Source organism: Klebsiella sp. HC6 (genome assembly GCF_022605325.1).
In the GTDB taxonomy this organism is placed as follows: domain Bacteria; phylum Pseudomonadota; class Gammaproteobacteria; order Enterobacterales; family Enterobacteriaceae; genus Klebsiella; species Klebsiella terrigena.
Genome location: NZ_CP093276.1, coordinates 1,869,304 through 1,881,538 on the forward strand (window position 1 = coordinate 1,869,304; position 12,235 = coordinate 1,881,538).

9 protein-coding genes are annotated in these 12,235 nt (G+C 55.1%); 7 read left to right on the plus strand and 2 right to left on the minus strand.

Annotation, left to right across the window (positions count from 1 at the left end):
• Positions 1–47: 47 nt before the first annotated feature.
• Both yieE and MMW58_RS09210 read left to right on the plus strand, forming a co-directional pair.
• The gene (gene yieE, locus MMW58_RS09205; RefSeq protein WP_095100714.1) at positions 48–914 is read left to right on the plus strand and encodes a DNA-binding transcriptional regulator YeiE; all 867 of its coding nucleotides are present in this window, start codon (positions 48–50) and stop codon (positions 912–914) included.
• A gap of 189 nt (positions 915–1,103) precedes the next feature.
• A complete protein-coding gene (locus MMW58_RS09210) occupies positions 1,104–2,573 on the plus strand; it encodes an amino acid permease (RefSeq protein ID WP_133599123.1) in 1,470 nt (489 codons plus the stop codon).
• 62 nt (positions 2,574–2,635) lie between these two features.
• Here the strand turns inward: MMW58_RS09210 and MMW58_RS09215 are convergent, their stop codons facing one another.
• Both MMW58_RS09215 and fghA read right to left on the minus strand, forming a co-directional pair.
• Complete coding sequence (locus tag MMW58_RS09215) at positions 2,636–4,621, minus strand: ligand-gated channel protein (RefSeq protein ID WP_133599121.1); 1,986 nt, start codon at positions 4,619–4,621, stop codon at positions 2,636–2,638.
• 238 nt (positions 4,622–4,859) lie between these two features.
• Positions 4,860–5,696, minus strand: coding sequence for an S-formylglutathione hydrolase (fghA, locus tag MMW58_RS09220; RefSeq protein ID WP_241723164.1), 837 nt, complete (start codon positions 5,694–5,696; stop codon positions 4,860–4,862).
• A gap of 445 nt (positions 5,697–6,141) precedes the next feature.
• On the opposite strand from fghA, the gene folE reads away from it, so the two are divergent.
• The 5 genes from folE (at position 6,142) to mglA (ending at position 12,224) form a co-directional block, all read left to right on the plus strand.
• A complete protein-coding gene (gene folE, locus MMW58_RS09225) occupies positions 6,142–6,810 on the plus strand; it encodes a GTP cyclohydrolase I FolE (RefSeq protein ID WP_041146481.1) in 669 nt (222 codons plus the stop codon).
• Between the two features lie 16 nt (positions 6,811–6,826).
• Positions 6,827–7,984 (plus strand): DUF418 domain-containing protein YeiB, encoded by a 1,158-nt coding sequence (gene yeiB / locus MMW58_RS09230; protein WP_241723165.1) that lies wholly within the window; start codon positions 6,827–6,829, stop codon positions 7,982–7,984.
• A 155-nt stretch (positions 7,985–8,139) separates the two neighbouring features.
• Positions 8,140–9,162: an HTH-type transcriptional regulator GalS gene (gene galS / locus MMW58_RS09235; RefSeq protein ID WP_133599115.1), complete on the plus strand. Its 1,023-nt coding sequence runs from the start codon at positions 8,140–8,142 to the stop codon at positions 9,160–9,162.
• 294 nt (positions 9,163–9,456) lie between these two features.
• The gene (gene mglB / locus MMW58_RS09240; RefSeq protein ID WP_133599113.1) at positions 9,457–10,455 is read left to right on the plus strand and encodes a galactose/glucose ABC transporter substrate-binding protein MglB; all 999 of its coding nucleotides are present in this window, start codon (positions 9,457–9,459) and stop codon (positions 10,453–10,455) included.
• A 248-nt stretch (positions 10,456–10,703) separates the two neighbouring features.
• On the plus strand, positions 10,704–12,224 hold the full coding sequence (mglA, locus tag MMW58_RS09245) for a galactose/methyl galactoside ABC transporter ATP-binding protein MglA (RefSeq protein WP_133599111.1): 1,521 nt from the start codon (positions 10,704–10,706) through the stop codon (positions 12,222–12,224).
• Positions 12,225–12,235: the final 11 nt, after the last annotated feature.

A 12,235-nucleotide genomic window follows, 5' to 3' on the forward strand; every position in this document is an offset into this window, starting at 1 on the left:
GTCGGGACGGCGAAGAGTGATGTCGGATAGACGAGCAAGGAAGGGTTATGCATATCACGCTACGGCAGCTGGAAGTTTTTGCTGAAGTTCTCAAGAGCGGTTCAACCACCCAGGCGTCGCAAATGCTGGCGCTTTCGCAGTCGGCGGTCAGCGCGGCGTTGACCGATCTGGAAGGGCAGCTGGGCGTGCAGCTTTTCGATCGCGTCGGCAAGCGGCTGGTGGTCAACGAGCACGGCAGGTTGCTCTACCCGCGCGCTCTGGCGCTGCTGGAACGTGCTATTGAAATCGAGCAGCTGTTTCGCGGCGACAACGGCGCGATCCGCGTTTATGCCAGCAGCACTATCGGCAACTATATATTGCCGGAAATCATTGCCCGCTACCGCCGCGATTTTCCCGACCTGCCGCTGGAGCTGAGCGTCGGCAACAGCCAGGACGTGATTAACGCCGTGGCCGATCTGCGGGTGGATATCGGGCTGATTGAGGGGCCGTGCCACGCGGCGGATATCATCGCCGAACCCTGGCTGGCGGACGAGCTGGTGGTGTTTGCCGCTCCCGGATCGCCGCTGCTGGAGGGCGAAGTGACGCTACAGCGGCTGGCGGAGGCGCCGTGGATCCTGCGCGAACACGGCTCGGGCACCCGGGAAATCGTCGACTATTTACTGCTATCGCACCTGCCGGCGTTTCAGTTGGGGATGGAGCTAGGCAACTCCGAGGCTATCAAGCATGCCGTACGTCATGGCCTTGGAATTAGCTGCCTTTCGCGGCGGGTTATCGCCGAACAGCTGGAGGTGGGATCGCTGGTTGAGCTGAGCGTGCCGCTGCCGCCGTTAACCCGCACCCTGTGGCGGATCCATCATCGCCAGAAGCATATTTCCAAAGCGTTACAGCGTTTTCTGCGCTACTGCGAGGTGTAAAAACGCGGGGGCCGTGGCGTTCGGATGAAGAGAGGCGGGGGATTATTGCTGGCAATTCCGCGATTTAGTGCTTTACTAATAATCCATGTTCGATCATGAACCTCTCTTATAACTTTGTATTTGTACCGGATGGATCGCCGATCGTCTGCTACAATCTCGCCTCGTTTTTTTGATGGATAGCATTTTCACATGGTTTCGGATACTAAAACCACAGAAGCGCCCGGCCTACGCCGTGAACTGAAGGCGCGTCACTTGACCATGATCGCTATTGGCGGTTCCATCGGTACAGGTCTTTTCGTTGCATCCGGTGCAACTATTTCCCAGGCAGGCCCCGGCGGCGCGCTGCTTTCTTATATTCTGATCGGTCTGATGGTCTATTTCCTGATGACCAGCCTTGGCGAGCTGGCGGCGTACATGCCGGTGTCCGGCTCCTTTGCCACCTATGGTCAGAACTATGTCGAAGAGGGCTTCGGCTTCGCGCTGGGCTGGAACTACTGGTATAACTGGGCGGTGACCATCGCCGTTGACCTCGTTGCCTCGCAGCTGGTCATGACCTACTGGTTCCCCGATGCCCCAGGCTGGATCTGGAGCGCGCTGTTCCTCGGCATTATGTTCCTGCTGAACTGGATCTCGGTCAAAGGCTTCGGTGAAGCAGAGTACTGGTTCTCGCTGATCAAGGTCGCCACCGTCATCATCTTTATCGTTGTTGGCGTGATGATGATCGTCGGCATCTTTGAAGGCGCGCAGCCGGCGGGCTGGAGCAACTGGGGTATCGACGATGCGCCGTTTGCCGGCGGCTTTGCGGCGATGATTGGCGTGGCGATGATCGTCGGCTTCTCATTCCAGGGCACCGAGCTTATCGGTATCGCCGCGGGTGAATCAGAAAACCCGGAGAAGAACATTCCGCGCGCCGTGCGCCAGGTGTTCTGGCGTATTCTGCTGTTCTACGTGTTCGCGATTTTAATCATCAGCCTGATTATCCCTTATACCGATCCGAGCCTGCTGCGTAACGACGTGAAGGATATTTCCGTCAGTCCGTTTACCCTGGTGTTCCAGCATGCGGGCCTGCTGTCTGCGGCGGCGATCATGAACGCGGTGATCCTGACGGCGGTGCTGTCGGCGGGCAACTCCGGAATGTACGCCTCCACGCGTATGCTCTACACCCTGGCCTGCGATGGCAAAGCGCCGCGTATCTTCGCTAAGCTGTCGCGCGGCGGCGTGCCGCGTAACGCGCTGTATGCCACCACCGTCGTGGCGGCGCTGTGCTTCCTGAGCTCAATGTTTGGCAACCAGACCGTTTACCTGTGGCTGCTGAATACCTCAGGGATGACCGGCTTTATCGCCTGGCTGGGGATCGCCATCAGCCACTATCGTTTCCGCCGCGGCTACGTGCTGCAGGGCAACGATATCAACGATCTGCCGTATCGTTCCGGGTTCTTCCCGCTTGGGCCGATCTTCGCCTTTGTCCTGTGCCTGATTATCACTCTCGGCCAGAACTACGAAGCGTTCCTGAAAGACACCATTGACTGGGGCGGCGTGGCGGCAACCTATATCGGTATTCCGCTGTTCCTGGTTATCTGGTTTGGCTATAAGCTTGCCAAAGGCACCCGTTTTGTCCGCTATAGCGAAATGAAGTTCCCGCAGCGTTTTAAGCAGTAGCGTTATTGATTGCCCCATAAAAAAACCCCGGATCCCCGGGGTTTTTTTTCGTCATTAGATAATCAGAAGCTATAGGTCAGGCCCAGGGTATAGCGGCGGCCGTCGAGTACCGTATCGTAGGTATCGTAAGCAATCTGCTTATCGAGAACGTTATACACCCCGGCGGAAACCAGCAGGTTTTTGTTGGCGTTATAGCGTAAGCCCAGATCGACCTGCGTATAGGACGGCGTGCCCTGAGCCATCGAGGTACGGCTCAGATACTCTGAGGTTTTTCCGCGGAAGTTCAAACGACTCCAGAAACCGACGTCAGGCGTGGCCTGCCAGTCCAGGGTGGTGTTGAACATGTTTTTCGGCATTTTATTTAAAGGCTTACCGGAGAACTGGCCGCTTTTCTGTTCTGACTGGGTATAGGTATAGTTCGCCGTCCAGTTCAGATCGCGAGTGATTTTCCAGCCGAAGGTTGATTCCACGCCGCGCATGTTAGCCTTGTCGACGTTGACGCGATCGCTGACGAAATCATAGCTGGTATTGCCGATGGTGCAGGCCGGGTCGGACTTGCTGTTACAGCGGCGAACTTCGGTAATTTTGTTTTTAAAGTCGGTATTGAATAGCGTAAGGCCGGCGTTGAGGTTGTCGTTATTATCCCACAGTAAAGCAATCTCTTCGCTCAGGCTTTTTTCCGGCTTGAGGTCCGGATTACCTACGATAATACCGTCAAGACGGCCGCCGCCGGTGACCTGGCCCCAGTTGGCGGAGGACTGACGGAGATCCGGCGCGCGGTAGCCAGCGGATACGCCGCCTTTCAGCGTCCACTGCTCGGCCAGATGCCATACGCCGTAGCCGCGCGGCGTCCAGTTGGTGCCGTAGTTTTCATCTTTATCCATGCGCAGGCCGCCGGTGAGCGTAAAGCTCTCGGTCATCGCCCATTCGTCTTCCGCAAACAGCGCCCAGCTCCAGCGAGTCAGCTTACTTAGTCCATCCGCCGCCTCCAGCTGGTTGCCTTTATCGCTGAGCTTCTCATAGCGATACTGGCCGCCCAGCGTCAGGGTGTGATCGCCAAGGAAAACCTGATTCTGGTTATTGAGCGTCGTGTTGTACGACTTCATTTTGCGCCCGGGGTTGTTGGTCTCTTCCTGCTGGGCATAGCTGGTGGTGTTGAAGTGCTCATAGTAGCCGCTATGGGTCAGCGAGTAGGTGGTGTGTTCGTAGCGGGATTCGCTTTTGCTGTTTGGCTTACAGACATCGCCGCGGCAGCTCTCCTCCGCCATCGACATTCCCGGCGTGCTGTTGCGATCCTGCAGTTCGCGCGCGTAGTCGAGATCGAAGTCGTTTTTGTCGTCAGGCGTGAAGTTCAGCGTGACGCCGCCGTTGCGCATTCTCTGCTCGTTGAAGCCGTTTTCGATTTTATCTTCCGCGCGGCGGGAGAGCAGGCCGGTGACTTTCGCCCCCAGTAATCCGTCAATCAACGGGCCGGAAGCGTAAAGGTTGCTCTGGAACAGGTCGCCGGAGTCGTTATTTTCCTGGAACGTTGCGTCGCCGTGCAGCGACCCGGTCCAGGCCTTGGTGTTAGAGATTTTTTTGGTAATGACGTTAATCACCCCGCCCATGGCGTCGGATCCATAGAGTGAGGACATTGGTCCGCGGATAACTTCGATCCGCTCAATGGACTCCAGAGGCGGTAGCCAGCCCTGTTCGATTCCCGAGTTATCGCTGTTTGGGCGAGTGCTGCGGGTGCTGACGCGCTTACCGTTCACGAGGAAAAGGGTGTACTGGGATGACATGCCGCGGATGCTGATATCGCTGCTGCTTCCGCCGCCTGTGACCACCACGCCGGGTACGTCTTTTAGCGCATCGGTAACGTCGCGGTAGGCCTTATCTTCAATCTGCTGTTTGGAGATAACGGAGATTGAGGCCGGTGCATTCTGGATTTTCTGTTCAAAACCGGTGGCCGTCACGACCATGGTGTCTGAATCAGCTGCGTGAACAAGCGGTGAGATGGTGGCTGCGTAAATGGCGGCGGCCAGTACCTTAACGCGAGGTATAGTCATTTTTACATTCCATTTCAAATGAATAAATCTCCATCGGGATAACCCTGAGAACCGTATTTATTTGTCTTGTAAGAACTCTGAATGATGGAGAGAAGAAGGAGGGATTGTACAAAAAAATGTTATTTTGTAAACATTAATGATAATTGAAATCATTTGTATTTACTTTGTAATGAGTTAAATGATTTTAAAATCAGAAGGATAGGAGTGTGTAAAGGTGGAGGGCGTCAGCCCTCCTGTTTTATTTGATGAGATATTGAGCGTGAAAACGCAGGTGGTCTTCGATAAAGGAAGCAATAAAGTAGTAGCTATGATCGTAGCCGGGCTGAATTCTCAGGGTCAGCGGCCACGCCTTTTGACGCGCAACTTCGGCCAGCACCGCCGGCTGCAGCTGCTGAGCGAGGAACGCGTCGCTGTCGCCCTGATCGATAAGCGTGGGGATCGCGTCGCTGGCCTGGCTTGCCTGCATCAATGCGCAGCTGTCCCACGCCTGCCAGCTGGCTTCGTCGGCGCCCAAATAGGCGCTAAACGCTTTTTGCCCCCACGGCACCTGGGTAGGGTTAACGATCGGCGCAAAGGCCGACACGCTGGCGAAACGGCCAGGGTTCTTCAGTGCTATAATAAGCGCACCGTGACCGCCCATTGAATGGCCGCTGATTGCGCAGCGATCGCTGACGTTAAACTGCGCGCCAATCAGCTGCGGCAGCTCGTCGCGAAGATAATCGTACATGCGAAAATGCGCGGACCACGGCGCTTCGGTGGCGTTGAGATAAAACCCCGCGCCTTTGCCCAGATCGTAGGCGCTATCGTCGGCGACGCTATCGCCGCGCGGGCTGGTATCCGGCATCACCAGGACCAGGCCTAGCTCGGCCGCGATGCGCTGAGCGCCGGCTTTGGTGGTAAAGTTCTCATCGTTGCAGGTCAGGCCGGAGAGCCAGTACACAACCGGCGGCGGCGCGGTATCGCGCTGCGGGGGTAAGAAGATGCTGAACGTCATTGAACAGTTCAGCGTGGTGGAGTCATGCCGCCAGCGTTGCTGCCGACCTTCATAACAGCGATGCTCTTCAAGCAATTCCATGCCGGGCTCCTCAGAAAAGGGGATACGCGAGTCTGCAGACCCTACTTTACGAATATAAGCGGTAGCGGCCGCTGGGTGATTCTGCGTATGTGGACGTAATTTTTCATCATACAGATATTTCATACACTCGTGAGCAACTTTCACTTTCTCCTTTCGGGAACATATTGCATCATTAATGCAACTTTTAGCCAACATGCTCCGGCGGCTGTGCTATTGAGAATGACGCGAAGTCGTTCTTTTATTCGGGAAGTGGCAACTGGCGGGCGTTAGACGATTGACCGGCGCGATGTGGGAGACGTGGGACCATACGCGCGCTATCGATAGGTCACGCAAATTTCAATAATTATCGTTTCGGCTACTAGATTATGTGCGCTACCTCACGCACAATGCATGCAAACTTTGCCCTCAGAAGAGCAAAGAGCGCCACACCTGCAGGAGAACATAAATGTCATCACTGAGCAAAGAAGCCATACTCGTTCATGAAGCGCTGGTCGCTCGTGGGCTGGAGACGCCGTTGCGTCCGCCAGTACAAGAAATAGATAATGAAACTCGCAAGCGTCTGATTGCCGGACACATGACTGAGATTATGCAGCTGCTGAATCTTGATCTTAGTGATGACAGTCTGATGGAAACCCCGCATCGCATCGCTAAAATGTATGTCGATGAGATCTTTTCCGGACTGGACTACGCCAGGTTCCCCAAAATCACCGTCATCGAGAACAAGATGCAGGTTGATGAAATGGTTACCGTGCGCGATATCACCCTGACCAGCACCTGCGAACACCACTTCGTGACGATTGATGGTAAAGCGACGGTTGCCTATATTCCGAAAGATTCGGTCATTGGCCTGTCGAAAATCAACCGCATCGTGCAGTTCTTCTCCCAGCGCCCGCAGGTGCAGGAGCGCCTGACGCAGCAGATCTTAACCGCGCTGCAGACCCTGCTGGGCACCAGCAACGTGGCGGTATCGATTGATGCGGTGCATTACTGCGTGAAGGCGCGCGGTATTCGCGATGCAACCAGCGCCACCACAACCACCTCGTTGGGCGGTCTGTTTAAATCCAGCCAGAATACCCGCCAGGAGTTCCTGCGCGCCGTACGTCACCACAGCTAAAATCGGAGCAGGGTACATGGAAAGAAACGTCACGCTGGACTTCGTTCGTGGCGTCGCCATCCTGGGTATTCTGCTGCTGAATATTAACGCCTTCGGCCTGCCGAAGGCGGCCTATCTCAACCCGGCGTGGTCCGGGAGCCTCTCCGTTAGCGACGCCTGGACCTGGGCTATTCTCGACCTGCTGGCGCAGGTGAAATTCTTGACCCTCTTTGCCCTGCTGTTTGGCGCCGGGCTTCAGATGCTGCTGCCTCGCGGCAAGCGCTGGATCCAGTCGCGTCTGACGCTGCTGGCGCTGCTGGGGTTTATCCACGGGCTCTTTTTCTGGGATGGCGATATCCTGCTGGCCTATGCGCTGGTGGGGCTGGTGGCCTGGAGAATGATTCGCGATGCGCATCACCTCAAATCCCTGTTTAATACCGGCGTGATGCTGTACGTCATCGGCGTGGCGGTGCTGGTGCTGCTTGGCGTCATTTCCGGCAATGCGCCGAATCGCTCCTGGGTGCCCGACGCGGCAAATTTACAGTATGAGCAGTACTGGAAGCTGAACGGCGGCTTCGAAGCGATAAGCAATCGTGCGGATATGCTGTCGGATAACCTGCTGGCGCTCGGCGCGCAGTACGGCTGGCAGCTGGCGGGAATGATGCTGATGGGCGCCGCCCTGATGCGCAGCGGCTGGCTAAAAGGGCAGTTCAGCCTCGGCCACTACCGGCGCACCGGCCTCCTGCTGGTCATCGCCGGAATGGCGGTCAATATCCCGGCGATTTTCGCCCAGTGGTATCTCGCCTGGGATCCCCGCTGGTGCGCGTTCCTGCTGCAGGCGCCGCGCGAGCTCGGCGCGCCGCTGCAAACCATTGGCTACGCTTCTTTAGCTTGGGGCTTCTGGCCCCAGCTGTGTAAGCTGCGTCTGGTGACCGCCATTGCCTGCGTCGGGCGCATGGCGCTGACCAACTACCTGCTACAAACCCTCATCTGCACCACGCTCTTTTACCATCTTGGCCTGTTTATGAAGTTCGACCGCCTGCAGCTGCTGGCCTTCGTCGTTCCGGTTTGGGCGGTAAACCTCATATTCTCACTCTTCTGGCTGCGTCATTTCCGCCAGGGCCCGGTTGAATGGCTGTGGCGTCAGCTTACCCTGCGGGCCTCAGGGACATCATTAAAGAACACATCCAGATAACGATCTCGATCACAATCGTTAACAAAATGAATGTAAGCGTTTTCAGGCGTGTGACCTCACTCACGTAGCGCGCCGCGCGTCGCTGCCAGAATAGCCACCTTGCTGAACACAGGAGGTGGGTGTGACGTATTGCAATTCTCTACAGGTCGGTGAGCATGATCACCATTCGTGATGTCGCCCGTCAGGCGGGGGTTTCCGTCGCGACGGTCTCGCGCGTGCTGAATAATAGCGCGCTGGTGAGCCCGGATACGCGCGAAAGCGTAATGAAAGCGGTAACGCAGCTGGGCTACCGGCCTAACGCCAACGCGCAGGCGCTGGCGACGCAGGTCAGCGATACCATCGGCGTGGTGGTGATGGACGTATCGGATGCCTTTTTCGGCGCGCTGGTGAAGGCGGTGGATACCGTGGCCCAGCAGCATCAGAAATACGTGCTGATCGGCAATAGCTACCATGAGGCGGAAAAAGAGCGTAACGCCATCGAAGTGCTGATCCGCCAGCGCTGTTCGGCGCTGATCGTGCACTCCAAGGCGCTGAGCGACGAGGAGCTCGGCGATTTCATGCAGCATATTCCGGGGATGGTGCTGATTAACCGCATTGTGCCCGGCTACGCGCACCGCTGCGTCGGTCTGGATAACGTCAGCGGGGCGCTGATGGCCACGCGGATGCTGCTCAACCACGGCCACCAGCGGATCGGCTATCTCTCCTCAAATCACGGCATTGAGGATGACTCCCTGCGCCGGGAGGGGTGGTTCAGGGCGTTACAGGAACAAAGCATTATTGCCCCCGACAGCTGGGTAGGCTCCGGCTCGCCGGATATGCAGGGCGGCGAGGCGGCAATGGTCGAGCTGCTGGGGCGTAATTTAGGCCTCACCGCCGTTTTCGCCTACAACGACAGCATGGCGGCCGGTGCGCTGACCACGCTGAAAGATAACGGCATTGTCGTGCCGCAGCATCTGTCGCTGATTGGCTTTGATGATATCCCTATTTCTCGTTACACCGACCCACAGCTGACGACGGTGCGCTATCCTATTATGTCGATGGCAAAACTGGCCACCGAGCTGGCGCTGCTGGGGGCTGCGGGGAAACTCGACCATGACGCTCGCCACTGCTTTATGCCGACCCTGGTGCGTCGCCATTCGGTGACCCAGCGGCAAATTGTGGGGCCGATCACTAACTGAAAAGGGCGGGGATGTAACCGCTTTCAATCTGTGAGTAAATTCACAGTATATTAACATTCAACTGATTATGATGGCCGCGTTTACCAGTCCTGACCATTTTGTCACGGTGATTAATCACTTTTACAACGGGAACAAGGCGCTAAACTGCGAGTAAAGCCGTACCTTTGGAGCGTTACCCTACACGGAAGACAGAATTTACAGTCGTGAACCTTGTTGTGCGGTAACGTTAATGTAACAACTTCCCGCCAGCCGTTTTCACACCAATGACCCTGCATAAAAAAAACCGGAGATTCCATGAATAAGAAGGTGTTAACCCTGTCTGCAGTTATGGCGAGTATGTTATTTGGCGCCGCGGCACACGCAGCTGATACCCGCATCGGCGTAACCATTTATAAATATGACGACAACTTTATGTCGGTGGTGCGTAAGGCCATTGAGAAAGACGGCAAATCAGCGCCGGACGTTCAGCTGCTGATGAACGACTCGCAAAACGACCAGTCCAAACAGAACGATCAGATTGACGTCCTGCTGGCAAAAGGCGTCAAGGCGCTGGCCATTAACCTGGTGGATCCGGCCGCTGCAGGCACCGTTATCGATAAAGCGCGCGGACAGAACGTCCCGGTCGTGTTCTTTAACAAAGAGCCTTCCCGTAAAGCGCTGGACAGCTATGACAAGGCGTTTTACGTCGGGACCGACTCTAAAGAGTCCGGTATTATCCAGGGCGATCTGATCGCTAAACACTGGAAAGCCAACGCCGGCTGGGATCTGAACAAAGACGGCCAGATTCAGTATGTGCTGCTGAAAGGCGAGCCGGGCCATCCGGATGCTGAAGCGCGTACCACCTACGTCATTAAAGAGCTGAATGACAAAGGTCTGAAAACCCAGCAGCTGCAGCTGGATACCGCGATGTGGGACACCGCTCAGGCGAAAGATAAGATGGACGCCTGGCTCTCTGGCCCTAACGCTAACAAAATTGAAGTGGTTATCGCCAACAACGATGCGATGGCAATGGGTGCGGTAGAAGCCCTGAAAGCGCACAACAAGAGCAGCATTCCGGTCTTCGGCGTTGATGCCTTACCAGAAGCGCTGGCGCTGGTTAAATCCGGTGCAATGGCCGGTACCGTGCTGAACGATGCCAATAACCAGGCAAAAGCCACGTTCGATCTGGCGAAAAACCTGGCGGACGGCAAAGAGCCGGCTGCAGGCACCAGCTGGAAGATTGAAAATAAAATCGTTCGCGTTCCTTACGTTGGCGTAGATAAAGACAATCTGAGCCAGTTTATCGGCAAATAATATTTAATACTCGGTTTCGAGCTGCGGGAGAATACCATTTCGCAGCTCGATATTTATCGAGTAGATGTACGGGCGTATCAGCTATAAATAAAATCACTCGGGAAGCGTTGAGACCAACGCCGCCGGTAAAATGGCAGCCTGAAGGATCGCCAGCCGCTACGCCCGATTATTCCTGATACAGAACCAGACCCTTATTTTGGCGCTAATTCGTCAGCTAAGGGTGTGCATGAACGCAGCCAGGTATAACTATGGTCAGTAATAATAGCGAACGGTCGGGCGAATTTTTGTTGGAAATGAGCAGCATCAACAAATCATTTCCTGGCGTCAAGGCACTCGATAATGTCAACCTGAAGGTCCGTCCTCACTCTATTCATGCATTAATGGGCGAGAACGGCGCGGGAAAATCGACATTATTAAAATGCCTTTTTGGGATCTATCAAAAAGATTCCGGCAGCATTCTTTTTCAGGGAAAAGAGATCGACTTCCATTCGGCGAAAGAAGCCCTGGAAAACGGCATCTCAATGGTTCACCAGGAATTAAACTTAGTATTACAACGTTCGGTAATGGACAACATGTGGCTGGGGCGTTATCCCACCAAGGGCATGTTTGTCGATCAGGACAAAATGTATCGCGATACCAAAGCGATATTTGATGAACTGGATATTGATATTGACCCGCGCGCGCGCGTGGGGACGCTATCGGTATCGCAAATGCAGATGATTGAAATTGCGAAGGCATTTTCCTATGACGCCAAAATCGTCATTATGGACGAGCCGACGTCGTCGCTGACCGAAAAAGAGGTCAACCATCTGTTTAAGATCATCCGTAAGCTGAAAGAACGCGGCTGCGGCATTGTCTATATCTCCCACAAAATGGAAGAGATTTTCCAGCTGTGCGATGAGATAACCATCCTGCGCGACGGCCAGTGGATTGCCACCCAGCCGCTGGAAGGACTGGACATGGATAAGATCATCGCCATGATGGTCGGCCGCTCTCTGAACCAGCGTTTCCCGAACCGTGAAAATACGCCGGGCGAGGTGATTCTTGAGGTGCGCAACCTGACGTCTCTGCGTCAGCCGTCGATCCGCGACGTCTCCTTCGACCTGCACAAGGGCGAAATCCTCGGCGTGGCCGGGCTGGTAGGGGCCAAGCGTACCGATATCGTTGAGACCCTATTCGGCATTCGCGAAAAGGCCAGCGGGACGATCAAGCTCCACGGTAAGAAAATTAATAACCATAGCGCCAACGAAGCCATTAACCACGGCTTTGCGCTGGTTACCGAAGAGCGCCGCTCTACCGGGATTTACGCTTATCTCGATATCGGCTTTAACTCCCTGATCTCCAATATTAAGAAATATAAAAATAGGGTCGGTTTGCTGGATAACTCACGCATGAAAAGCGATACCCAATGGGTTATTGACTCCATGCGCGTGAAGACTCCAGGGCAGCATACGCAAATTGGTTCGCTGTCCGGCGGTAACCAGCAGAAGGTTATTATCGGCCGCTGGCTGTTAACCCAGCCGGAGATTTTGATGCTTGATGAACCGACCCGCGGGATTGACGTCGGCGCTAAGTTTGAAATCTATCAGCTGATTGCCGAGCTGGCAAAAAGAGAGAAAGGGATCATTATTATTTCCTCCGAGATGCCGGAGCTGCTGGGTATTACTGACCGTATTCTGGTAATGAGCAACGGTCTCGTTGCCGGAATTGTTGAGACAAAAACCACTACGCAAAACGAAATTTTACGTCTTGCGTCGTTGCATCTTTAAGATCAGGGGCT